The following is a 24,248-nucleotide window of genomic DNA, read 5'->3' as shown; positions in this document are numbered from 1 at the left end:
GGGAAAGAATCAAATGGAAAATTGTGATAAAGGATTGACGTTAGTCTATACGGGTGATGGAAAAGGTAAGACAACTGCAGCTATGGGGCTAGCCATTCGAGCAAAAGGCCAAGGAAAAAAAGTGTTGATGCTTCAATTTATTAAATCAAAGGACCGTACATACGGGGAGAAGATCATGTTTGATGAAATTGGGATTGAGATGCATCAACTAGGGATAGGTTTTACGTGGACGAAAACGCCTGAAGAGCATCGCGTTGCATTAAAAGAAGCATGGGCGTTTGCAAAAGAGAAGATCTTATCAGAACAATATGATGTGATTATTTTAGACGAATTAAACAATGCTCTAGCTATTACTAGTTTTCCGGTAGATGACGTCCTACCGTTAAAAGAAGTGGTTGATATCATCCGAAATCGTCATGAAAAAATACATCTCATTATTACGGGCCGCTCCGCTAAAGAGGAAATATTAGCAATCGCTGATTTGGTAACCGAAATGAAACCGATCAAACATTACTATAATGAAGGCATTCCTGCCGTTAAGGGAATTGAATTTTAAGGTAATATAGTTTTAATTAAGAAGGTGTCAAAATAATGAAAATAGGCACAGGCTACTGTCACGGTACATTTGGTGAGCTTGTTCAGGGGATTATTAATGAAAATGATCCGTTTCTAATACCATTACCAATACAACTTTATAGTAAAGCTGTTTTCTTGCCAAGAACTAACGTAAAAGAAATCGAAGCAAATAATAATAAATGTAAGGCGAGAAAGGCATGTCAACTCCTGCTAGATAAATATCAAATAAATCAGGGGGGTACATTAGTGATCCAATCTCAAATCCCTACTGGTAAAGGGATGGCAAGTAGCAGCGCTGATATAGTTGCTTCCTTACGTGCAGTAGCCAACTGCTTTTCTTTACCACTAACAGAAAAACTCATTTCAGAAATCGCAACAAAAATTGAACCAACAGATGGAATTATGTATGATGAAATCGTAGCGTATGATTATCTAAATGGAAGACAAATTGAAACATTTGGATCGTTTCCGGAGCTAGTTCTAGTTGGTTTTGATACCGGTGGCATTGTTGACACTCAACAATTTAATCAAACTCGAAAAACTTATACTAATTATGAAAAACAACAACTCAGGAAGGCTTACCAATTATCAAAGAAAGGGATTACCGAACATCGTCGTGAAAGTATTTTTGAAGCGGCAACGATAAGTGCTAAAATAAACCAAAAGGTACTCCCAAAGAAACATTTTGATGAAATGGAACAATTAGCAGAAATCTATCAGGGCGGTCTTGTTGTTGCACACAGTGGTACGGTTATTGGAATTTTAATGGATCCAAACCAACAAAATCTTAATCTGAAAAAGTTGCTAATAGATATACATGCGAAAACTGAGTGTCCTCCAGTTACTATGAAAGTTTTAACATAAAGGAATGTCTGTGAAAACAACAAAGGCAACGTCCGAAGTGAAAAAACCAAAAATATCCAAATTAAACTAGCCATTTCGGAAATGAATTGGTTGGTTTATTTTTTTAGTGTACAATAATTTATGATATATTTTAGTGGTCATTAGGTTTAAATATAGATAGATCATATTATCTGATGATATATTTAACCTTTTTCATACAGTGTTCACTTTTTATAAAGTCACATCTATTTAGTACCAAATAGGACAATTATTATTATACATACATAGTTTTTCTTTAAATTTTAAAAGGGAAGCGTACAAAATCTGAGGATGGTTTTTAAAGAGATGAAAATCTTAACGTGTAAGAGGAGAAGAAGATGAAGATCGAAAACATTTTAGTAGTTAGTCCAAAGTTTAAAGAAATCGAAGAAATCATCAACAAAAAAGAAATACAAAAAAACATTAGATATTTACCTGAACAGGAAATGAATGAAACTCACCTAGATTGGGCCGATGCATTTGTAGCTTTTAATCTAACATCTACTTATGATTATAGCAAAGTAAAATGGGTTCATTCCTTTGGGGCTGGCGTCGATAGCTTTTTATTAAACAAACAATGGCCTGACAATGTCTTATTAACGAGAACCATTTGTTCTTTTGGGCAACGAATAGGGGAGTATTGCCTAAGTTATATTTTAAAAGACGTTCAATTCCATGAGCTATTCCGTGATTTTAAAAAACAAAGAAAATGGCAGCAAAAAACTCCTAAATTATTAAGTGAACAAAAAGTATTAATTTATGGTACAGGAGAAATTGGTACGAAAACTGCACAGATTCTTGCTTCCTTTGGGGTAGTTGTATACGGTGTATCCTTGAGTGGAAAACAAAAGCATCCATTTACTGAAGTGTTTTGTGTAGATAATCATTACTCTATATTAGGTGAGGTAGACTATATCATTAACACGTTACCGTTAACTGAAAAAACGGCAATACTATTTAATAAGTCTTTGTTTTCTCGTGTATCAAACATCGGGTTTTTAAATGTTGGTAGAGGGTTATCACTCGATGAACATGCATTACTCGACGCGTTAAATAATGAAGATGTTCGATTTGCTGTTTTAGATGTTTTTACTACTGAACCACTACCTGACGAGCATCCGTTATGGAGTCATCCAAATGTTTGGATAACACCGCACATCTCAGCTGTAACAACCTCAGATGAAGGAGTTGATTGTTTTATTGAAACACTTAGAAATATTGAAGCAAATAAGCCACTTTTGAATAAAGTTGATACAAATAAAGGGTTTTAAAAAGTTTGTTAAACAAAATGACTTGGTTTCTTAAGGATTTGACAAAACCTAGAAGAGGGATAAATATGGATAAGATCATTTTATTTGATGGTATATGTAACTTTTGTCGTCACAGTGTTCAATTTATCATCAAAAGAGACAAGAATGCTGTTTATAAGTTTGCTTCTATTCAGAGTGATATTGGACGAGAAATAGTATACAAGCACAATATTTCTACAAATATAGATAGTTTAATCCTTATTGAAAATAATCAATGCTACTATCAATCAACAGCAGTATTAAAGATATGTAAGCATTTAAAGGGGGAATGGAAGTTACTATATTGTTTGTTAGTAGTTCCAAGACCAATCAGAAATTATCTTTATGAAATAGTAGCGAAAAATAGATACAAATGGTTCGGGCAAACAGATAGTTGTTCACTACCGTCGCCCGAGTTAAAAAATCGATTTTTATAAACCTAATAACCCTTATTCTCGCTTATATTGATCGAGCATTAACTATTTTGATACTTATTACTAGTTGTAAAAATATAACATATTTCATAAACGTTTATCAATAATAAAGCTAGTTAAGCTGCTAATGATGGCACTGCCAATTATATCTGAAGGATAATGGTGTCCTACCCAAATACGCGAGATCCCAGTTAGGACAGATAACCCCATTAGAATAGAGCCGATTGTTCGTTTATAAAGAATAATTGAACTAGATACAATAAACGCAAACAAAGTGTGTCTACTTGGAAATGATGACGTTTGCTTAGAGGGGATAAGGATCCCAATACGGCGTTTCACAAACGGACGGGGCTTATAATAAAAAAAGTTTATGAACGAACAAATAGAAAAAGAAACCGAAATGGATAATATTATGTTACGTATTATTTTTTTATTATATAAACTACGTAAAAAGAAAAAGACTAAAATGATCGTAAATAAGAGATTAGATTTTTTGGAAACTGCTATCATAAACTTGTCCACTAATGGGTAACGTCCTGATAATCCATTGATGGCTTTAAATATTTGGTCATCCATAAGTTGATCTCCTTATTTTAGTATGTATTAAAAATACTCTTTTATCTTTTAAAACATGAGACTTTTCAAAACTCTGTTGATAATAAATTAAAAGTTTGACTCATTTGGTCAGGTTTAAATTAGTTAAAAATAGATTGATCGATGTTTTTATAGTGAAAAAATAAGGTCTATTTTCTTCATCAAAGATTAGTAAATAAGCTTCTTCATCTTTCGGCATGATAATAATCACTTCATCTATTAAATGGTTCAGCCACTTATTTTCTACTTTAATAGCAGGGGCTAATGGGATTTTCACCATAAAACCACTGGCTGGGATTGGTTTGAATTTTCTAAAGACATCGTCTATTCCTTCTACTATTTTTTTAGCTTCATCTTGTATGTCTATATGTAAAGGGACTGTTTTTGTTATTTGATCTTTTTCAATATCAAAGATTTCTATAGTTTTTTCTTCAGCATTAACGATTGGTGTAATATGAAGAGTTAGTAGAAATATAAGTAATGTTTTACGTACCAATGAAACCACCTCGGTAGTAGTATTACCTATATTTGTTTTTATTTTCATCAAAACACATGGGTAAATTTTAGAAGATAAACTTAACTGAATCGATATAGAGTAGGGAGCGTATGTTAACTTTTACTATAGAGTGGAACTTATGATTTCCAGTTAATGGTGTAAAGCAATATTACATTCTTGTATGATTTTGGTGATCAAATTGACATACATCAAAAGTACGTGTAGTTAAAAATGTTGTCGTTATCCAACCATAATTATGCCTGATGATACTTTTATACAAGAGTAAAGTGGGCTAAACTAAATAAGGATATAGTAGATCAGAGAGGAGTATTTTATGGTTAAGATTTTACTTTTTTTTCAAATAATCTCATTATTAAATCTTAATTTATCTCCTAGTGATCGTATTACTTTTTTTAATGGGGAAGAGTCTCTGACAACTATTACTCTTGAAGAGAATGATTTTACCTTTTGGAATGACAACACACATGACCAATTTAGCATACATGTTTTTAATGCTGATGAGAAAACAAGTATACCCCATCCAATGAGTCTTTGGTTATATTCTTCAATACCTATTCTTAAAATCAATAGGTTATTAATGATCGTAAAATTTCAATCCACTTTTTTTCTCACTTCTTCCCTATAGTAAAACAAAAAAGGAGGAAGGTTCGATGGAAAATAAAAATTTGAAGAACAATGATGACTACGTAATTAAAGAAGCAATACGTGGTTTAATTATTGGTCTTGGCCTCATGGTAGGTGTATTTTTATTTATGCATTATGTATTAGGAATTCAAGCTTTTTTACAATAATTAAAAAAAGCTTTACTAAAAGACAACCTAATTTGGTTGTCTTTTTTTGTATGATCTTTCAGTGTAATAATGAATAATAATGTATAAAAACGAGAGTTTTGGTATTGATGAAGAATAAATAGTTAATAATAGATAGATCAGATTAATATATTGAAAAGTGGTGATATAATGGCAATTATTGTTATTTGTAAAAATTGTCATGGTGTTGGAAAAATGAATAAATCTATCTTTAAAATTTTCAAAATTAAAAGAAAATGTACGTGGTGCAAAGGAGAAGGAAAAAAAGATATATCCAATCATCATTCATTTCATTTTTGATTTGTATGAAGACTTACACTAAAGCAGAGTTGATAAGATTGAAATACAGTCGCAATAGTTAATTTTCATTTCTTTACGAAAAAATGAGAGTTTTATACGTTCAATGAAGAGTTTCGTACAGTAGAAGAAGTAGTTTAATTTTTAGTGGTGCATTTAGATGGAATATATAACTTTTAAAAAGGAAAGCACCATTATCATAATGATTTAGGTAGTGTATGTTTTCTTAGTTGATAAACATGATTAGCAAAATCATCTGCTTCTTTTTCGAACCATAAATTTCTGTAAGCTAAATCTAAGTCTTCTTTAAAGAGTTCACCCCGACAGTACTGGCCATATAATTGATTAATCAATTCCTCAGTTTCTTCTCTTTCGTCCAAAAATCCATCATAACCTTTTAAACGAAACGTTCTTTGAAGTTGATAGATATGACCGTATTCATGGTATAGCATCCAAAAAAACAAATGGTCTGAATTGATTTTTCCTTTTTCTAGAACCATTAAATCAATAGTATCTAATTCATGTTCTTCATCCAGTACCATAAAAATTGACATTTCGATTGTATCAAACGATATCTTTTCCATTACGAAAGCATCTATCTCTTTTTCTTTATATTTTTCTTGATGACCATTTGCATACTTTTTATTATAATCTTTGCAATTGTAGATGTTTAATTTTTTTAATTTAAAATCTTTAATCGGGTAAGTAGTTTTCAACCAATCATATTCCTCTAGTAATCTGTTTTTATAATCTTGGAAGGTTAAAGCCATAGCAAATTCACCTCTGCTTAGGTTTTTGTGAAAACCTTCTTGGGTTTGGTGGATATTTTTGATGGTTAAAATAAGAGGTAGGATGATTAAATAAAAGTGATAAAAAAATTAAAGATACCAAAACTCCACGGCTAAAGCCGTGGTTTTTGGTATGGTTACTATTTATTTTTTCTTCTTTTTGGTCTCTTCTTTAGCTGGTTCTTTTTTTGCCACTTGTTCAATTTCTAGTTGTACACGAACAAGATTATCATCAATTTTATTAACGCTTAAAACTTTTGCTTTACGCCCTTTAACCTTGATATTTTCTCCTACTGAAGGAATAAGGTGGCGTAATTGACTTAAAACGATTGAATTCTTTTCATAAAAATGAACAACTGTCATTGTTTGATTTCTCCTTTTTATTCAAATTTTTACTAGAATAGTTGCTATAGAAGAAATATATTCTTTGAAAAATTGAATAATTCATAGAATTGGACAAAATATATTAAAAATTTTTCTAGTTCGAAGGTTAAACGAAACTAGATAAAGTATTTTAGTGGAGAAAGTATTGGATAAAAATTAATCAAAATCTGAAAGTTACATTTATAACGTCATATAATTCAAGGGAAATTTAAGTAAATAGGATAGAGAGGAACAAGTAAAGACCATCGCTATTGTTTCGGTCAGGAATACATAAATGAAATTTTTTTCAATTAATAGAGAACTCCCAGAAGTAGGTTTCTAGATACGTATAAGATCATTAATTGGTCAATAAATAAAATTCCTGTACGAGCGTTTACTGCACAGGAATTTTTAAAGCAAGCGGGATTAAGTTAGCGTTTAGTTAAGATAACTTGCACCTACAATGACTAATAAAATAAACAACACTACAATTAAGATGAAATAATTAGTATGGCGAGTAGGAGCTACATAGCCATAACCATAAGCAGGAGCTGCATAAGTTGGCGAAACATTTGGAGGAATATTTGCTCCGAGAGTCGGAGGGACGTTAGAATACATTTTTACACTTCCCTTCTTCGTGTTAGTGTGGGTCTACTTATATAGTACTCTCAAAGATAAAATTGGAGCCCGTCTATACAAATAATGGGTGAGTGTAATGGATTATGCTAGGACCTAGCAAATAATTTAATAGGCTCATGCCATGCCCTTGAATAAATATGGAAGAAAACTAAATTCATCATTTGAATTCTATTTATCTTCTTTTTCATTAATACCATTAGAAAGATAATATAGGTGCTGTACATTTGATATGGAACTTTTGTTATTCTCTACAATAGCATGTTGCATTTTGTATGCTTTATGACTTGTTTGCTGACTGCCTGGTTTTCTAAATTCATTGAGAGCTTGAATCATTTGTTCCAATGTCCTTATCTAAAATCCATGTCCGAAAAATCTACCATGGTTGAGAAGTACGGCATTAAGACCTTTAAACCATGGTGTGTTCGCGTGAAAGTTAGGATTATTAAGATAAACAACATCACCGGCAAAAAAATGATTGGAATAAAAGGTGGTTATAGCAAGGTCAGGATCATTATGACAGCTATAGAGATAAAGATTTTGAAACAGAGAATTAAATAAATAGCTGCCAATACTTTACAAAGTGGCATGGTAATAGATAATTACAGCCGCAGTTGCACATTAGGTCTTATCAGAAGCCCGCGTTGCGTTGTTAATTACCAGTAGTCAGGGTTGCATTGGGCATATTCAAAAGTTGTAAACTGAGCTTGACTTTGATCCATTGCTTTTACACTTTTGATTAAACTGATTTGTACTTAAGGATCATAGACCCCCACCTCTAAGCGTAGTGTAGGTGGGAACTTCCATTCAGGTACAGTTGAGACTCCATCTGAATTTCCGATGTTCTAGCGAAGCTAGTACGAGTTCTCTCATGTTTTTTCGTACTTTGATTTCAAACAATAATTCATCCACGGTATATTTTCGATTAAAAAATCGTGATATACGGCTATTTGTCATACGTACTGGAAAGGTGAGCTTATTTTTATATTTCAGGCTTAGGATTTAGGAGATAAATAGTTAAATTTTTAAAAAAGTCTTCTCCTAAAATGATAGAGCATTCGCTCGTATATATTAAAATGACTAAAAAAACATTATTAAAGCAAAATGCGAATAATTAAGTATGAATACAGATGAAAAGTAAACTTAGAATGGAGAATTGTATGATACAAATTTCAGGAGTCCCACTTCAACCTAATGAAGAGTGTAATCTAGAATGTATTGAAAGAACAATCATTCAACACATGCTTGATTGCTCCCGTCTTATATTCTTACTAAACTCAAAAAATAACAAGCAGATATCAAACAATTCGGAAGAAAAGAAATTTGGTTTCTTCATCCAATAAAAAGTAATGATTTACTAGTTGTTATAGAAAATAAACCCGCTAAATCTCGATGAGGATAATACGTAAGCAAACTAACCTAATATTAATCACTTCTAGACATCTGCCATCATAGACTAATTCAGATAACTAAGAAGGAGGAAGTACAGTGACTCAACATTATAACGAAGATTCTAGACATAAGAATTATGCACAACATCATAAAACTCCTTACCAGCAGGCGAATGTTTCACAACCCCAGTTTTATTCATTATTTGAACCCTATTTTTTTCACAACCTTCGCTCTTTGGTAAGCTGTCTAGTGGTTATTGAAACAATACGCGGGACACTCCGAGGGAGACTGACTGATGTTCACCCTGACCATGTTGTTCTTGAAGTAAGTGGTATTCCTTATTTTGTACGAATTCAACAAATTAATTGGGTGATGCCTACTCATACGCATTCATCGCTTCCTCATGTTACAGCGCCTAAATAAATTTATAGAACAGATATCATGAAACAAACTCTCATCATCATAAGCTTACTAAACAAATAGAGATTGGGAGGGAATACCATGATTAAGCGTTTTGATCGAATTGCTATTGAATTGCCTAAACCAGATCATCCAGACCCTAATGCAGCTGCAGCGGTTCAAGAGCTGCTTGGAGGGCGGTTTGGTGAAATGTCTACCTTAAACACGTATATGTTCCAATCTTTTGGCTTCCGTCAAAAAAAGAAGTTAAAGCCATTTTATGACCTAATTTGCAGTATTAGTGGTGAAGAATTCGGGCATGTGGAGTTAGTATCTCATACTATTAATCTTATGTTAGTGGATACCACATTTCCTGCAGATCCTGATCAAACACCAATGCGTGAAGGTAAAGATAAGCGTAATTCCTACCATTTTATTGACACCGACCAAACCGCAAAGCCATTCGATTCTATGGGAGCACCTTGGACAGGAGACTATGTATTTAAAAGTGGTAACCTAGTCCAGGATTTACTTCATAACTTTTTCTTAGAGATTGGTGCTCGTACTCATAAAATGCGTGTCTATGAGATGACTGATCATCCTGTCGCACGTGAAATGATCGGATATTTACTTGTCCGTGGCGGAGTTCATATTAATGCTTATGCCAAAGCGCTTGAAGTTCTTACTGGTGTTGATATGACGAAGATGGTACCTGTTCCTAATGTGAGCAACAGAAAATTTGATGCAGCCAGAAAATGGGAGGATGCAGGGGAACATCGAAGATTATATACGTTTAGTGATCAAGATTATAAGGATATTATTCACATTTGGAAAGGAACACATCCTGAGGATGGTTCACCACTTGAAGTAATTCAAGGTGCACCTAAAGGAGCTCCTGTTCCAGATTTACCTGAGGTTCCTGAAACATTTGCTCCCGGTATCTCTCAAGAAGACTTTCTTAAAATTTCGAAACGGTTACAAAGGTTGGCAGGTATGTAGAGTTAAAGTTTGCTTGTTATTTTTTTAGCTAGCTCGTGATTTATTTTATTTAATTTCATTAATAAGAAAAACGCAAGACGCCTGGAGCTAGACAGTTTTCAAATTTATAAATTCTGATTATATAATAAAAGCAGCTAGTGAGATTGAATCACTAGCTGCTTTTATTAAATTTAAATAGGTTGATTTTCACTTTGTATAGGCATTTGAATTTGATCCAGTAGAGTAAATTAGAAACTTTGCACAAAAACGGCAGTTGAGTTAAAGAATATTTGAAAGAAACTCAACATTTTGGTATCAAGAGTTAGAAGACAGCATTCACAATTATATTAAAAAAATTTACTATTAATTGTCTAAATCCTCTACTGGTATTATATCTGCAATGTGTAGATTATCTACAGAGAAAAGACAATATAAGTCAGTAACAACATTTTGTAATTTACAATTTACTATTAAAAAACCTTCATACCCGTGACTAATAAGATTGTTACGAAAATTTGCATTGGCTTCGTCTTTATTTAAAAGAATAGCCATATCTTTCCAGGATATGTTTCTTTTTTTTGCACTAAAATAATCACAGTATTTGTCACGCTCTTTCATAAACAAATCATACGTATCAACGGTGTTAGATTCATATATCTTAAGGTGGGGTTCATCAATATATACTTTGTATACAAAGCCATTAACTGGCCTTTCCATTTGAACCACTTTAGGTTCACCATCTTCCCAAAACTCTGTATTCGATTTTTCAAAAATGGTGTCGCTTCCCATAGCATAAGATTTCGCGGAATTGATATCAGAAGTAAACCAAAATCCAATCGTATCAATATCGTTTTTTATATTTTGAACCATTTTTTCTTTATTAAAATTTTCGAATTTTTTAAGAGCTCCAAAATAAACGATCATATACATTCCTCCCTTTCTTAGTTTTGTCCAAATAAGAATGTATCATTTATGGAGATGCAGATTAAACTTCCTTCTTAGATACAAAATTAATCTTTTTCAGGAAAAACTACAAAAAAAGAGAATTTTTTAGATTATTCTTAAATTAAACATTGACTGATAGCTAAATCTAGGTAAGGATATGAATATATAATTTTTTTCTTGGAGGATGTTATGAAATATATTAGTACACGCGGAAATGTAAATGAAATTGGTTTTATTGATGCAGTCTTAATGGGACTAGCTACGGATGGTGGACTTTTAGTTCCTGAAAAAATTCCACAAATTCCGAAAGAAAAGCTAAAGGCAATCTCAAAGTTGTCATATCAAGAATTAGCATACGAAATTATTTCCCATTATGTTGATGGAGAAATACCAGAAAAAGACCTCATGGAATTAATCGAGAAAAGCTATGGAACCTTCCGTGATCCCGAGGTAACTCCTGTTAAAAAGATCAAGGATGATATGTATGTACTTGAACTGTTCCATGGTCCCACTTTTGCTTTTAAAGACGTTGCTCTGCAATTTTTAGGGAATTTGTATTCCTATATAGCAAAGAAGAGGGAAGTATCGATCAATATTCTTGGAGCTACTTCAGGGGATACAGGTGCGTCAGCAATTGAGGGTGTAAGGGGAAAAGAAGGAATTCGTATTTGTATTTTGCATCCTCATGGAAAAGTAAGTAAGGTCCAAGAACTACAAATGACTACTGTTCATGATGAAAGTGTTTTGAATTTAGCGATAAAGGGAACATTTGACGATGGTCAAAAAATTATCAAGGAAATCTTTGCAGATTTGGAATTCAAAAACAACTATCATCTGCGTGCGATTAATTCCATTAACTTCGCTCGTATTTTAGCGCAAACTGTTTATTATTTTTATGCATATTTTCAAGTGGCAAAAGAAAGAGATATAGAGAGCCTCAACTTCAGTGTGCCAACTGGGAATTTCGGGGATATTTTTGCGGGTTATTTGGCGAAGAGAATGGGCCTTCCAGTTGGTAAACTTATTGTTGCAACGAACGAGAACAATATTTTAGAACGTTTTATTAATGATGGAGTGTACGAGCCTGGCGAGTTCCGTAGTACTTATAGTCCTTCTATGGATATTCAAGTAGCCAGCAACTTCGAGCGATATCTGTACTACTTGCTTTCTGAAAGTCCAAATGCAGTCACTGCTGTCATGGAGAACTTCAAGACAAAGGGAAAAATTGTTGTAGATGAAGAGCAGCTTCGTCAAGTACAATCGGATTTTGCTGCATATGGAGTAGAGGGAGAAGAATGTCTACAGACTATCAGCAAATACTATACAGAAACGAATTATTTACTTGATCCGCATACATCATGTGGAGTTGCTGCATATGAAGCACGTAATAAAGCTAGCGAAGTATGTGTTACACTTGCAACTGCACATCCGGCAAAATTCAATGAATCGATTGAGCTTTGTAATATTGAACAGACATTCCCAAAAGAAATTAGTCAATTGTTTGATCAACCACAATATTTAGAAGTCGTCGAAGCTGACAATGATGAAATTATTCAGAAATTAAAGAGACATTTCAGTTCTTCTGAACCGTTACTAGAGAAATAAAACCATATCATGACTGAATCCACCACGCCTCTTAACAATGCGGACCACGGTGGATATTTTTAATGGATTGCTCTAATGATGATGCTCGACCACTAAACAGGTCCACAAATATTGTACGTAAAGCTTTCTTCAAAAGAAAGTTAATCTTGAGATGAAGCTATTAGAAAGAGAAAATGAAAGATTAAGAGCAGAGAATGAATTCTTAAAAAAGTTAGAGGAACTCGAAAGGAGGCGGTATTAAATCAAGTTCGCTTTAAAGATAAATATGTGGCTATTCAAGAGATCCACCAATAAGGGAATTTCTCCATTCTCCTACTTTGTAAAATAGCAGGAATTGCACGTTCTGCTTATTACAAATGGCTAAATCGTACTCCATCCGACCGAGAAACAGAAACTGAGGAAATATTAACTGAAATGAAGATTCTTCATGAAAAAGTCGATGGCATTTATAGTTACCGTCGTATGATGTTGAACATGAATCGAAATTTAATAAGAAGCTCAATCATAAAAGAATTTATCGATTAATGAAGGTCGCTGGATTAATGTCTGTCATTCGTAAACCGAAAAATCGTTATCGCAGTCATTGACGTTGCATTAAACACCTACATCCGTTCTATCGATGTAGGTACGTTTCCGACTAGTTTATTCGTTACGCCAGACGGAACAAAAGCTTATGTTTCCAATGCAGGAGACAATACGATCTCTGTAATTGATACGAGAACGGATACGGTAACTACTACTATTTCCGATCCTCTTTTGATTTTCCAACCAGTGCTACTTTTCCCCAGACAGTACAAAAGCTTATGTTCTAAATTTTTCACAAAATTATCTTACAATTATAGACGTGACTACGGATACAGTCACTGGGACGATTGCAGTAGGTAATGCTCCAGTTTTGCACGATTTACACCAGGAGGGGCAAGGATATATGTTCGATTTCAGGAGATGATTCCATATCCGTTATTGAAACGGCGACGGATACAGTTATTCAAACATTCCACTTTTACCTGGCAGTTTCCCTTGGATTCATGCTTTTACTCCGGATGGAAAAAGAGCTTACGTTACAAACAGAGGGTTAAATTCAGTATCCATCATCGATACGACAACGAATACAGTTTAAGGTTCTCCAAATCCAGTTGGTGCTGATCCGATTATTATTGTTATTGGAGTAGTAACGATTTGTTAAAGATAAGAGCTTAATAATATCAACCTCTTGTGTCGCTAACGAGGAGCTTTAGTACAACAACGAAGATCGTCATGGTGATTATTTTTGCTAACAAAGCAGTTATGCTCAACAAGGGTTATTATTTTTTATGGTAAATACATAAGAAGAAAGGAGGAAGTGTAATGAAGGTATATAAAATCACTAGTGTTGCACTAATTTAGTTTGTACGAATAAAGGATGAAACTGTTGATAAATTTAGATAAATACCCTTATAAAATAACGTTAAAGAAATGGAAAGACGAAAAAGAGGAGTATTTTGTTGCAAAAGTTCCAGAATTAGAAGTTGTATTTCTAATGGTCTAACGATAAAAGAGGCGTTAAGAAATATCAAGGAGGCTATGGTTGGCTAAATTGAGGTCAAACTTGAATTTGACGATAAACTACCAAAGCCAATCAACGACAAACTCATTGTAGAAAACTTATCTGAATGCGTTATTCAATTAAAATGGATGCTTATGTTATGTTTAAGAAGAACAACTAACAAAACAATGACATTTACTGCGCAGTGGGAATAAAGGATGAAACTGTTGATAAATTTAGATAAATACCCTTATAAAATAACGTTAAAGAAATGGAAAGACGAAAAAGAGGAGTATTTTGTTGCAAAAGTTCCAGAATTAGAAGTTGTATTTCTAATGGTCTAACGATAAAAGAGGCGTTAAGAAATATCAAGGAGGCTATGGTTGGCTAAATTGAGGTCAAACTTGAATTTGACGATAAACTACCAAAGCCAATCAACGACAAACTCATTGTAGAAATACAAGGTAAATACACCGAAGAAGAAAGACAAGAGTGCTACAATGCAGTAGAAAAAATGAAAGAACTAATTGAATAACTAAATCTTTAATACGTAGTAGACTAAATACTGCGTAACTATTAAATTCGTTTTTGAATGGATGTCCCCCTCAAGGATTGAGGGGGAGGAGTTCGGTTTAAATTTGTACAGATGTCAAAAGTTGGGCGGGTGTGGGCGACACTCAAGTTCTAAGTTTTGCGCTTCTTGGTGCGCTCCGGTGCCGAAACGAAAACCAATTGTAAAAGCAAGTTGATTATTGGTTCTTATTATTCATGATTTTATAGATGTTGAAGATTAATCATCTATTACAGCTTTTCCTTGTTCACGTAACTTTTTTAAAGATGTAAGCATATGATTTATTTCTTCATCGGAATGTCTTTCCCATGAGCTTAATTCAGAGATTATTTTCAAAGGAGATTTAGACCTATAAGAACGTGTTGGGTTTCCAGGAAATTTTTTGTCAGTTAAGTTCGGATCATTTTCAAAATCACCTAATGGTTCTACAATGTAAATTCTTTCTTTTGAATTAGATGTTGCTAATTCAGCACCCCATTTTGCCGCATCTAATGTTGCAGTGAAATATATATAGTTAGATTTTTTGTCTTGGTAATTCGATAAGTGTTGCGGTTCTAATAGATCTCCAATTTTTAGTTCTGCTTTAGTACCATGAAAGAAAGGACCATTTTCTAAGACATCTTTTTTGTCATTCATACTGATACACCTCTTATATTTTTAGGTTTATATAAAACAGTATAGGACAGGAACTTTAGAAAGTGTAGTCTATAAATAATTTATAATTGATAGTATAATGTAAGTAGAGAGAATGATCTCGAACGATAAATACCTATTATCTACGCTTTAATTAGCAATCAAAGTTTATGGTTGCAGGGGTTTTATGGACTGATATATGTTTTGTATAAAAAAACGGTATTTAAACAATCTGCCCCTATAATTGAAGAACGTTATTAAATTTTTCTTTTGATCATCTTTACTTGGTTTTGAAAATATAGGGGATAATTAAGTGAAAAGAATAAGAGGAAAAAAGCCACCTTTAATCAGGTGGCTTTCAGTTTATATACTAAGATTAAGTGATTGGGTGCTATTATCTGCAAAGAAGATAAAAAAAGCTTTATTTAATGTACAGTACAAATATACTATTCAATAGAAAATGTAGATTCCGCAATAAGTTTGATTGGGGAAGACCAAAGCCTAATTCCACCGTAAAGGTAAGGATGATTAGGCTTTTTTACTTGAAAATTGTTGATGTTCTTCTATGGGTAAAATAACAGTAGGAAGTTAAAAGTACTTTTGATCACATACAATAAATTTTATGATCATTTAGGTGAGACATTTATTGAGTAAAATGGAAGAGAAATAAACGTATTAAATATATATTGGACGATCCATATGCTCCGGAAATCGAGCTAGTTAAAGGAGTTTACGTAATCAATAAGAAAGCGATACTTGAATTGCTTGAAGGACGAATTCATTCGATTAATAGCTATGAATTTAATATCCTAAAGAAAAAGAGTAGGAATATTTCAGACGAAGATATAGAATATGTACTAGAGATGGCGACGGTTGTTGTCCTTGCAAGTGAAAAGAACCAAACACTTACAACATATTTTATTGCTGGTACAGGAGAGAAATTGAACAGCATATTAAACTTATGCCTTGGCTACTCTAAAGATTTAGAGAATAATAAATTTAAACTTAGTTTGCAAAATTTTATTGATGATGTTGAAGTAGTTAAGCAGATGGGATAATTAGAAAAAATAATCGGATCTGAATGGGGTGGAAGTCGAAGGTGAATCTGTGAAAATTTTATTCCTAAGCAGCATACCAAAGAATTAAAAATGCCCTAACAATCACTAAAAATTGTCAGGGCATTTTGTGTTTTTATTAGGAGGGGAAATTTGTGTGCTGTAGGCATTAACAAAAGAAAATTTAGTTTAGACTTTTTTTGTTCAGGAACGAAGTAAGTGAACTCTTGTTCTATTTTAGTTTCAACCTAGTTTACATAATATATATTATGATGACCAAAAGAGCGAAAGTGAAAATGGTCTCAAATAAGAAGTAAACTTTTAGTTTTGAGACAGAAAAAAATTGAGAAACTTTGTATACTAATGAAATTCGCTAATGTAAAATAAAATTCTAAAATTTATAAGCGTTGCAGATTATTTAGGAAAATCAAAAATTTATAGCTTGCTCTAAATTTATTAACCAAAATCATGACGCCTTACTAATTCCAATAAATTCCGTTACTTATTATTACTATTCATTCTCGTTGGTTCAAATCGTAATTGTTTCGTTTTGTGTAAATTCGCTTTTCAATTATTTTAATTTTGTTTCAAATACCTTACAAACATTTTGGTTTAGCCAGTTCCCACTCTAATATCTTTAATTCAACATCTGCTATAAGATACTTGAAACTACTAATACATCATGCTACGGTTCCAAACAAGTACTTTAGTTACCGTTTTTCTAACTAAAGCAATAAAAATAGGCATCATTCATCCTCTTGATGCCCTTGCCTCCTATTTTCATCAAACTACGAAAACATTCGAACTAATAGATGAGCATTTTTGAAGTCAGGTGGCTATATTATTTACCTAACTTCATATAGTAATCTCTTGTAGTTTTATCCAATTTTTCGATCGCATAACGTAATGTAATTCTCGGCATTGCTACTGCGTGTTTATTTAAAAATTTTTTCAAAGCGTCTTCATCTTTTTTCCCAGCTTCTCGTATCCAACTTCCTACTGCTTTGTTAATCATTGCTTCCTTATCGTTAACTAATAACTCTGCAATTCGAAATGTATGTTCTGTATCACCATTTTTAATAAAGCCGTATGTGTTCACAATTGCAGTTCTGCGTTCCTAAATATTTCTTGAAAGCGCTAATTTATATAAAATTTCTTTAGGTTTATCAAGGAGATAAATACCTACTACTGAGGGAGCTGCTCTATCAACAATATCCCAATTGTTAATTCTATCGTGTCTACAAATAAATCAAAAAGATCTTTTCGTTTTTGTTTGGTCACTTTCTTTTTTTTAGCTTGAAAATCCATAATACTAATAGCACCCATTCTTGCATCATAATATGGACTTTCAAGTACTTTTTCCACTTCATCTAAGGGCATATCGGTAAATAACTTAGAAAGCTGAAATACCGTTCTCATATGGAGACCTAAACATTCAGTCGTGCTGTCTTCCCCTTTAAAATATTTTTGTGCTTTCTTTATATGCGTTTCACCCTTAAACTTCTCAAGTTCACTGATAAAATGTTGTGCAGTTAAACCAGTAAAGTCTAAATATTTCATAAAATCCTCCCGTTTTTATTTCATTTCGTTACTATCTGAAAAATATGTGAAAAATAAATTCAAAGCTTTAATTGCCACATTTAATTACAATTTTGGTTTCTCCACTATATAAAAAGTTTATCTATTGTAGTTTTAAACATATTAACGGTTCTTTGATTACTCAATATTTACTTCCTTATGAAAAAATAATTAAATTTAACCCTGCTAATGAAACAATAATCATCGCAACCTTTTTGATCGTTTCACGTGGTAATCTATCGAACATTTTCAAACCAAGTGTTGTTCCAATAATAACTGTGACAACTCCGACTATAAAATATAAAAGAAACGATGAATTAAAATCTCCATTTAAACCATGTAGCAATAATGAAAAGGTATTATTAACAAAAAATACTACTTGTAAATTTGCACTATATCGATATTTATTATTAAAAATCAATAAAAAGTAAAATACAAAAAAAGGTCCACCAACAGCAAATATTCCACCAATAAAACCACCGAAAAATCCAAAAATTATTGGAATAATATGTGTTTTTAACATAGCTGCAGAAGGTTCCTTATTACTCAGTAACAGATAAAAAACTATAGATATTAAGAATAATCCCAATACCTTTTTCATAAAATCCATTTCCCCATAGGCATTTAAAATAAAAAAGGCAATTATTCGCCCAGTAAGTGATGCACTTAAAATAATTAGAAGTGATTTTACGAGAATATGTTTATAGTTTCTAAAGATAATACTAGCCGAAACAACTAATGATAGGGCCATAACAAACAACGCACTCTCTTTTACTGAGAAAAAAAGAGGTATAAAGCCCATGGCAAATAATCCAAAGCCAAACCCACTAACACCTTGAATAAAGCTTCCAATAAGTATAATAATGATGATAATTAAAAGTTCAGTTAACATTATGATTGCTCCTCTTTCTAGTCGAAACGTTTAATATTTTCTTTTTTATAGTACCTAATCTTGTTTGAATCATTATGTAATCTTATTTAAATTTTAATGACGTATCCTTCGTTGCTAAAAGTGCATTCTTTCAAGCAATTTCTATTATAGAAACTTTTAATACGACTATTTTTATTTTGTTAATTCATTTTCGTCCTGCTCCCTTCACTTTTTTAAATAAAGAGGTAATAATTCCAATTATACTTAACAGTCCCTCTATTTGATATTCTTTTACCTCTTTTCCATCCTTATTTTTCAATTTTATAAAGTGTATTCATAAATTCAATAACCGGTGCTGACATCGATTACTAGATGAAAATGAAATAAAAAATCTAGTTCTAGTTATCTTAGTCGCGTATACCTGTATTATTCCTACAGAAATTTCTATACGTCGAAAATATACTATACTTAAATGAAACAAAGACGCTACCCTTAAAATGGGAGAGCGTCTTTGTTAAAATTGTAATTATAAGTTAAATAATTCGAACTCCAATAGTACCTGCGATTTGTTTGATTTTCTCTTCTAGGCTAGGAATAAGGTCATTGTCTACCTTGTTATCAATGTCAATCATTGTGTATGCATAATCCCCGCGGCTGCTGTTAATCATGTCTGCGATATTTAAATTATAGTTAGAAATAGCAGAAGTGATTTGACCAACCATGTTCGGAACGTTTTTGTGGAATGCAGCCACACGGCGTTTTCCTGTATATGGTAGAGAAACATTAGGAAAGTTAACTGAATTTTTAATGTTTCCTGTTTCAAGAAATTCTTTCAATTGACGAGCTGCCATAACTGCACAATTTTCTTCAGATTCTTCAGTAGATGCACCAAGGTGAGGAATTGGTACAGCATTTTTCATTTTTACTACATCTTCATTAGGGAAGTCAGTAATGTATTTCCCAACTTTTCCACTTTCAAGTGCAACAGCAATATCTTTTTCATTTACAAGTCCGCCGCGTGAGAAGTTTAAAATATAAACATCGTCTTTCATAATTTTAAATGTTTCTTCATTAAACATACCTTTTGTATCTGCAGTTAATGGAACGTGTACAGTGATATAATCAGACTTTGCAAATAACTCTTCAATTGACATAGCACGGTGTACATTACGCGATAAATTCCATGCCGTATCAACAGAGATGAACGGATCAAAACCAATCACATCCATATCTAAATCAAGTGCATCATTGGCTACAAGCGCACCGATCGCTCCTAAACCAATAACCCCTAAAGTTTTCCCTCGAATTTCTTTCCCAACGAAATTCTTTTTACCTTCTTCTACAAGCTTTGGAATTTTTTCTCCTTCAGCTTCTAATGTTTTTGCCCAAGCAACACCTTCAAAAAGGTTACGAGATGCAGCGATTAAAGAAGTAAGTACAAGCTCTTTTACAGCATTTGCATTTGCTCCTGGAGTATTAAAAACAACAATACCAGTTTCTGTACATTGGTCAACTGGTATATTATTAACACCTGCACCTGCACGTGCAATTGCTTTTAATTCATTATTGAATTTAATTGAGTGCATATTCGCACTACGAACAACTATAGCATCAGGATTTTCACTATCGTTATCAATAGTATATTGTTCCTTGTTAAATATTCTAAGTCCACTTTCAGCAATATTATTTAATGTTTTAATTGTGTTTACTTTGTCTACAGTAATTGTGCTCATTCTGTTTAACGCCTCTTTCTTTTTGATAGTTTTAAATTTTCTAAATTATTATTTTATCATAAAGCAGATACTATTAAAATAATAGTATTTTTTAAAAATTTTAAAAAAATCTACAAATTATTTAACATTTTTCAACAAAGAAATACGTAATCTTTCCAATTATATCATGCCCAACAACATATTAATAAACTATATGAAAATTTATATTAAGTTAAAGCTCAAGTTATAGTAACATGATATTGTTTTACTTACATACAATTAATGTTGAATTATTCTCTGGTTGTTTAGCTATCTCCTCCTATATGCATAAAGAGGTAAGGGAATAAATCCCTTACCTCTGCCCAGGCGAACGGCTATTCGATACTATGTGCTCCCTTACGGTTATCCGTTTTCGCCAGTTACACATAGCCTTTAGTTTCTTTAATATTATCAGATTGTTTTTAAATCTTCAACTATAAGTTTATAAGTTATTCCTTATGATTTTATATACTTTATCAATGAAGCTTGTTCGATCTAATTAAACAGTGCCTTTTGCGTCTTATACGATCGGTAGGCGGATACTCCTTGGAGAGTCAGCTTTTTCAAGATTTGCATCGACCTGTATTGTCCTGTTTTCAGATAATTTATCTTCATTTTCAAATTCACTGCTCTCCTCTTCTGTTTCAAAATCTTCGTCGGTAGTGTTAACGAGTTTTTAGTAGGATCATCGCTTATGATTACTCTCAATGGAAGTAGCTATCATCAAAATTCTGACCCATCTGATTTATATTACGACCCAGAAAGTACATATGTAGAAGAAGAGAAAGATGTAATATAAGTTTTATTCATACCTCTTTCCTCCTAAATCTGAAACTCTAGTTTGTACTAAGTTATGTTTTAATAAAATAAAGGAGGAGGTTTCAACCATTCCTATAATTACGATTTTAGAAATTAATGTAAATACTTCTTCACTTATATTTAGTTACACTTATAGTTTAGAAACCATCCTACTTTAAAGTCGGTAAACTATAAGTGAAAGAAATTTTCACTTTAAAGCTTCTCCTTCTTTAATGAGAAATTCTACCATTTTCCCCACTTTTTCATAAGCATATTGATAAGAAGCTGCCTTAATTTCTTCAAAAATTAGTAGATCAATAACCTCATCTCTATCAACCTCTGCCCATTTATTTTCTTTATCCATTTGTGCGAGTTGCATTTTAATTCTATCCAATGCTTTTTCCATTTCAAACCCTCCTAAAAATTATTCTCTACTCTCACATTTGAATTCATATAAAAAGTCCACGTTTCTAGCTTAAAAATTTTTATAAACAAAAAATTATATTAAACATATTGTAACATAATTAATAAAGACCTTCCGGCTGAACAGGGTCCATAAAGAATGACAAAAACTGCTGGTAAATTTAGTTTTTATCAATGTATAAGTCAGATGCAAAAAACAGTCTGTTTACAGGTATAGTATATTTTTTGAAAAGCAAAACAAAACTACTTTAAAAGGAGTGAGCATCATGGATAAAAGAAAATTAACCATTGCTGGGACAAATATAAATGAAGTTAAACGGCTGAATAAACAATCAGGGTTATCTTATAATGAGGCAAAAATTATCCTTGCCAAGAAAAAGGGATTACTTAAAGAAACAGAATAATAATTTAACTACTTTAGTTATAAGAGTGAATTTCACAATGACCAAAAACGGGTCGCATTAACCTATAATTAATCACAAACGATTGATAAAGTATCTAATATACATAAATAATGAATTATGATATTTATAAAAATAATAATGAGAATGAAAACCTTCATTTCTTACTATAAAATACTAACAATCAGTGGGTATTGTTATCGCTCGTTGATTGTTAGTATTTTGTCCTACACAAGCATTAAATAAGATAGTTATCATCTAGAAAATCCTCATCCACAGGTATAACTGACCTAAACAAAACATTCTTAGATCAAGTTAATTATTCGCTCCTCTTTCCCATCTAGAGATTTCCTCTCGAACTCTCGGCGCCACTTCCGTTCCTAAAAGCTCGATAGTTTTCATTACATCATCATGTGGCATTGAGCCGACTGGTACATGTAGCATAAAACGTGTTATACCTACTTTCTTTCGTAGATGTATAATTTTATTAGCAACCGTTTGTGGGTCTCCTACATATAGTGCACCTTCAAAGCTACGTGCCGCATCAAAACTCGATCGATCATAATGACCCCAACCTCGTTCTCGCCCAAGTACGTTCATTACGTATTGTGTCGATGGAAAAAATTTATCTGCAGCATTCTCAGTATCTTCTGCGATAAAGCCGTGCGAATGTGATGCCACAGGCAAATTAGATATATCATGGCCTGCCTTTGAGGCTGCTTTCTTATAGATCTGTACAAGCGGCGCAAAATTTACTGGATTTCCTCCAATAATCGCTAATACTAGAGGTAATCCGAGTACCCCTGCACGGATGACTGATTCTGGGTTACCTCCACTACCAATCCACACAGGTAATGGGTTTTGTACTGGGCGTGGGTAAACACCTAAGTTGTTAATAGCTGGACGATGACCACCTCTCCATGTCACTTTTTCAGATTCACGTATTTTTAACAACAATTCTAAGTTCTCATTGAACAGTTCATCGTAATCTTGTAAATCATAGCCAAACAACGGAAAAGATTCGATAAAAGATCCCCGGCCAGCCATAATTTCTGCTCGACCGTTTGAAATACCATCTAGACTTGCAAAGTCTTGAAATACACGAACCGGATCAGCCGAAGATAACACGGTTACTGCGCTAGTCAACCTTATTCGTTTCGTCTGTGAAGCAGCTGCTGCCAAGACGATAGCTGGTGAGGAGGCTGCAAAATCTTCTCGATGGTGTTCGCCAACACCAAATACATCTAACCCAACTTGATCAGCAAGTACGATTTCTTCTACAACCTCACGTAATCTCTGTGCATGACTTATCACCTCGCCAGTCTGAACATCTGGTGTCGTCTCAACAAACGTACTTACACCAATCTCCATCAATCATTCCTCCTATACATTATGTCAACAAATAGTTAAATAAACCCCAAAGTATATCTTTATTCTGAAGCTTTCCCCTCTTCATTTCAAGTTTCGTGAACTATCTTCATCGATTAGACGTTCCTATATTCTAATACGGATATAACAAAAACAAGTAGGATGTTCCAATAACATCTCCTCGGTTTATTTTCAACCTCAAATAATCTATGTCTAATATTTAACCGCCTAAAAGATCATTTAACTTACACTAAAAAAAGCTAATCATATATATTACCTTGAAGAATGGAAAGGCTCAATAAAATAAGAAAAGCGCAAGCGCCTTGGTCACGAGCGAAAGGCACTGAAGCTAGACAGTTTCCAAGTTAGAAATTTGTAAATTCTGATTATAAAACAAAAAACCGAACATATGAACGTCCGGTCAAAAAATACAACTTCATAATGCAGTTAGAATAACTTATGAAAATCTGCTGTCTTTGTTTTAGTAGTCCTAAATAATATTATTCTGGCAATTTTTCTTGTAGTAATAATAAGAAGGTAGCTAACGGACCAAGAAACAATGAAATTAAAAACCAGTTAAGACCAGATCTGTTCTTTCCCTGTGCTAATCCAGCATTAATTAAAGCAAGTGTACCCCAACCAACAAAAATTTGTTTCTCCATTTCATCCCCCTCTCAAACTTAGCATAGTTATATCTCTTCACTATTTTACTACTGTAGCTTTGTACTTTTTCCAATGAAATTAATCAAGTTCTTTAGCGATAATGTTTT

General features: G+C 32.8%; 29 protein-coding genes, 4 pseudogenes and 1 riboswitch. Of the genes and pseudogenes, 16 read left to right on the top strand and 17 right to left on the bottom strand.

Annotation, left to right across the window (positions count from 1 at the left end; translation table 11 throughout):
• Positions 1-13: 13 nt before the first annotated feature.
• From cobO to BKP37_RS08510, 4 genes are all read left to right on the top strand, one after another.
• On the top strand, positions 14-556 hold the full coding sequence (gene cobO / locus BKP37_RS08525; RefSeq protein WP_071309191.1) for a cob(I)yrinic acid a,c-diamide adenosyltransferase: 543 nt from the start codon (positions 14-16) through the stop codon (positions 554-556).
• Between the two features lie 35 nt (positions 557-591).
• Entirely contained in the window at positions 592-1,440 is an 849-nt protein-coding gene (locus BKP37_RS08520) for a GHMP family kinase ATP-binding protein (protein WP_071309190.1), read from the top strand.
• Positions 1,441-1,796: 356 nt separating this feature from the next.
• On the top strand, positions 1,797-2,729 hold the full coding sequence (locus BKP37_RS08515) for a D-2-hydroxyacid dehydrogenase (RefSeq protein WP_071309189.1): 933 nt from the start codon (positions 1,797-1,799) through the stop codon (positions 2,727-2,729).
• A 65-nt stretch (positions 2,730-2,794) separates the two neighbouring features.
• Positions 2,795-3,184 carry a thiol-disulfide oxidoreductase DCC family protein gene (locus BKP37_RS08510; RefSeq protein WP_071309188.1) on the top strand — a complete coding sequence of 130 codons (390 nt, stop codon included), beginning with the start codon at positions 2,795-2,797 and terminating at the stop codon, positions 3,182-3,184.
• 84 nt (positions 3,185-3,268) lie between these two features.
• Here BKP37_RS08510 and BKP37_RS08505 read toward each other — a convergent pair whose 3' ends face one another.
• Entirely contained in the window at positions 3,269-3,757 is a 489-nt protein-coding gene (locus BKP37_RS08505; protein WP_071309187.1) for a phosphatase PAP2 family protein, read from the bottom strand.
• Positions 3,758-3,857: 100 nt separating this feature from the next.
• Positions 3,858-4,271: a hypothetical protein gene (locus BKP37_RS08500; RefSeq protein WP_071309186.1), complete on the bottom strand. Its 414-nt coding sequence runs from the start codon at positions 4,269-4,271 to the stop codon at positions 3,858-3,860.
• A 671-nt stretch (positions 4,272-4,942) separates the two neighbouring features.
• Here BKP37_RS08500 and BKP37_RS20005 point away from each other — a divergent pair.
• The gene (locus BKP37_RS20005; RefSeq protein WP_169823105.1) at positions 4,943-5,083 is read left to right on the top strand and encodes a hypothetical protein; all 141 of its coding nucleotides are present in this window, start codon (positions 4,943-4,945) and stop codon (positions 5,081-5,083) included.
• A gap of 512 nt (positions 5,084-5,595) precedes the next feature.
• Here BKP37_RS20005 and BKP37_RS08490 read toward each other — a convergent pair.
• The 6 genes from BKP37_RS08490 to BKP37_RS20705 form a co-directional block, all read right to left on the bottom strand.
• Entirely contained in the window at positions 5,596-6,168 is a 573-nt protein-coding gene (locus tag BKP37_RS08490) for a hypothetical protein (RefSeq protein WP_071309184.1), read from the bottom strand.
• 162 nt (positions 6,169-6,330) lie between these two features.
• On the bottom strand, positions 6,331-6,549 hold the full coding sequence (locus tag BKP37_RS08485) for a hypothetical protein (protein WP_071309183.1): 219 nt from the start codon (positions 6,547-6,549) through the stop codon (positions 6,331-6,333).
• Between the two features lie 438 nt (positions 6,550-6,987).
• Positions 6,988-7,167 (bottom strand): YjcZ family sporulation protein, encoded by a 180-nt coding sequence (locus BKP37_RS08480; protein ID WP_071309182.1) that lies wholly within the window; start codon positions 7,165-7,167, stop codon positions 6,988-6,990.
• A 189-nt stretch (positions 7,168-7,356) separates the two neighbouring features.
• A complete protein-coding gene (locus BKP37_RS20000; protein WP_169823104.1) occupies positions 7,357-7,521 on the bottom strand; it encodes a hypothetical protein in 165 nt (54 codons plus the stop codon).
• 18 nt (positions 7,522-7,539) lie between these two features.
• A complete protein-coding gene (locus BKP37_RS20710) occupies positions 7,540-7,734 on the bottom strand; it encodes a hypothetical protein (RefSeq protein WP_281243027.1) in 195 nt (64 codons plus the stop codon).
• Positions 7,735-7,841: 107 nt separating this feature from the next.
• Entirely contained in the window at positions 7,842-7,907 is a 66-nt protein-coding gene (locus BKP37_RS20705) for a hypothetical protein (protein WP_281243026.1), read from the bottom strand.
• 438 nt (positions 7,908-8,345) lie between these two features.
• On the opposite strand from BKP37_RS20705, the gene BKP37_RS08470 reads away from it, so the two are divergent.
• The 3 genes from BKP37_RS08470 to BKP37_RS08460 all read left to right on the top strand — a co-directional run bounded on the left by BKP37_RS08470 (position 8,346) and on the right by BKP37_RS08460 (position 9,975).
• Complete coding sequence (locus tag BKP37_RS08470; RefSeq protein WP_071309180.1) at positions 8,346-8,528, top strand: hypothetical protein; 183 nt, start codon at positions 8,346-8,348, stop codon at positions 8,526-8,528.
• 145 nt (positions 8,529-8,673) lie between these two features.
• Complete coding sequence (locus BKP37_RS19185; protein ID WP_084034603.1) at positions 8,674-9,000, top strand: YuzF family protein; 327 nt, start codon at positions 8,674-8,676, stop codon at positions 8,998-9,000.
• 78 nt (positions 9,001-9,078) lie between these two features.
• A complete protein-coding gene (locus tag BKP37_RS08460; protein WP_071309179.1) occupies positions 9,079-9,975 on the top strand; it encodes a manganese catalase family protein in 897 nt (298 codons plus the stop codon).
• A gap of 342 nt (positions 9,976-10,317) precedes the next feature.
• On the opposite strand, the gene BKP37_RS08455 is transcribed toward BKP37_RS08460, so the two are convergent.
• The gene (locus BKP37_RS08455; protein WP_071309178.1) at positions 10,318-10,878 is read right to left on the bottom strand and encodes a hypothetical protein; all 561 of its coding nucleotides are present in this window, start codon (positions 10,876-10,878) and stop codon (positions 10,318-10,320) included.
• A gap of 210 nt (positions 10,879-11,088) precedes the next feature.
• Between BKP37_RS08455 and thrC the strand changes: the two genes are divergently transcribed.
• The 6 genes and pseudogenes from thrC (at position 11,089) to BKP37_RS20700 (ending at position 14,373) form a co-directional block, all read left to right on the top strand.
• Positions 11,089-12,504, top strand: a complete 1,416-nt coding sequence (gene thrC, locus BKP37_RS08450; protein ID WP_071309177.1) for a threonine synthase — start codon at positions 11,089-11,091, stop codon at positions 12,502-12,504.
• 503 nt (positions 12,505-13,007) lie between these two features.
• Positions 13,008-13,091: pseudogene (locus BKP37_RS20990) on the top strand (hypothetical protein); the annotation flags it as partial.
• Positions 13,072-13,239 (top strand): annotated as a pseudogene (locus tag BKP37_RS20985) (YncE family protein); the annotation flags it as partial. The pseudogenes BKP37_RS20990 and BKP37_RS20985, both read left to right, overlap by 20 nt.
• Before the next feature lie 61 nt (positions 13,240-13,300).
• A pseudogene (locus tag BKP37_RS20980) lies at positions 13,301-13,453 on the top strand (hypothetical protein); the annotation flags it as partial.
• 45 nt (positions 13,454-13,498) lie between these two features.
• Positions 13,499-13,624, top strand: a complete 126-nt coding sequence (locus tag BKP37_RS20975) for a hypothetical protein (protein ID WP_084034609.1) — start codon at positions 13,499-13,501, stop codon at positions 13,622-13,624.
• A gap of 623 nt (positions 13,625-14,247) precedes the next feature.
• Positions 14,248-14,373: a hypothetical protein gene (locus tag BKP37_RS20700; RefSeq protein ID WP_281243023.1), complete on the top strand. Its 126-nt coding sequence runs from the start codon at positions 14,248-14,250 to the stop codon at positions 14,371-14,373.
• A gap of 446 nt (positions 14,374-14,819) precedes the next feature.
• On the opposite strand, the gene arr is transcribed toward BKP37_RS20700, so the two are convergent.
• On the bottom strand, positions 14,820-15,236 hold the full coding sequence (gene arr, locus BKP37_RS08445) for an NAD(+)--rifampin ADP-ribosyltransferase (protein WP_071309176.1): 417 nt from the start codon (positions 15,234-15,236) through the stop codon (positions 14,820-14,822).
• A 683-nt stretch (positions 15,237-15,919) separates the two neighbouring features.
• Here arr and BKP37_RS08440 point away from each other — a divergent pair.
• Positions 15,920-16,291 carry a hypothetical protein gene (locus BKP37_RS08440; protein ID WP_071309175.1) on the top strand — a complete coding sequence of 124 codons (372 nt, stop codon included), beginning with the start codon at positions 15,920-15,922 and terminating at the stop codon, positions 16,289-16,291.
• An 838-nt stretch (positions 16,292-17,129) separates the two neighbouring features.
• Here BKP37_RS08440 and BKP37_RS20695 read toward each other — a convergent pair.
• From BKP37_RS20695 to BKP37_RS08420, 5 genes and pseudogenes are all read right to left on the bottom strand, one after another.
• Positions 17,130-17,468 (bottom strand): annotated as a pseudogene (locus tag BKP37_RS20695) (DNA alkylation repair protein).
• 5 nt (positions 17,469-17,473) lie between these two features.
• A complete protein-coding gene (locus BKP37_RS20690; protein WP_281243022.1) occupies positions 17,474-17,848 on the bottom strand; it encodes a DNA alkylation repair protein in 375 nt (124 codons plus the stop codon).
• A 175-nt stretch (positions 17,849-18,023) separates the two neighbouring features.
• On the bottom strand, positions 18,024-18,758 hold the full coding sequence (locus BKP37_RS08430; RefSeq protein WP_071309174.1) for a sulfite exporter TauE/SafE family protein: 735 nt from the start codon (positions 18,756-18,758) through the stop codon (positions 18,024-18,026).
• Positions 18,759-19,270: 512 nt separating this feature from the next.
• Positions 19,271-20,470, bottom strand: coding sequence for a phosphoglycerate dehydrogenase (locus BKP37_RS08425; protein ID WP_071309173.1), 1,200 nt, complete (start codon positions 20,468-20,470; stop codon positions 19,271-19,273).
• Positions 20,471-20,802: 332 nt separating this feature from the next.
• A riboswitch (ZMP/ZTP riboswitch) is annotated at positions 20,803-20,882 on the bottom strand.
• A gap of 612 nt (positions 20,883-21,494) precedes the next feature.
• Entirely contained in the window at positions 21,495-21,692 is a 198-nt protein-coding gene (locus BKP37_RS08420) for a hypothetical protein (protein WP_071309172.1), read from the bottom strand.
• Positions 21,693-21,975: 283 nt separating this feature from the next.
• Here BKP37_RS08420 and BKP37_RS19995 point away from each other — a divergent pair, with 283 nt between their 5' ends.
• Positions 21,976-22,113 carry a hypothetical protein gene (locus BKP37_RS19995; protein WP_169823102.1) on the top strand — a complete coding sequence of 46 codons (138 nt, stop codon included), beginning with the start codon at positions 21,976-21,978 and terminating at the stop codon, positions 22,111-22,113.
• 312 nt (positions 22,114-22,425) lie between these two features.
• On the opposite strand, the gene BKP37_RS08415 is transcribed toward BKP37_RS19995, so the two are convergent.
• Complete coding sequence (locus BKP37_RS08415; RefSeq protein WP_071309171.1) at positions 22,426-23,481, bottom strand: LLM class flavin-dependent oxidoreductase; 1,056 nt, start codon at positions 23,479-23,481, stop codon at positions 22,426-22,428.
• A 497-nt stretch (positions 23,482-23,978) separates the two neighbouring features.
• Positions 23,979-24,140, bottom strand: a complete 162-nt coding sequence (locus BKP37_RS19990; protein WP_169823103.1) for a hypothetical protein — start codon at positions 24,138-24,140, stop codon at positions 23,979-23,981.
• Positions 24,141-24,248 lie beyond the last annotated feature (108 nt).

The sequence above is a fragment of the Anaerobacillus alkalilacustris genome (assembly GCF_001866005.1).
GTDB classification, from domain to species: domain Bacteria; phylum Bacillota; class Bacilli; order Bacillales; family Anaerobacillaceae; genus Anaerobacillus; species Anaerobacillus alkalilacustris.
Note: the sequence above shows the minus strand (reverse complement) of the source record. Positions and strands in the feature narration are given on the sequence as shown.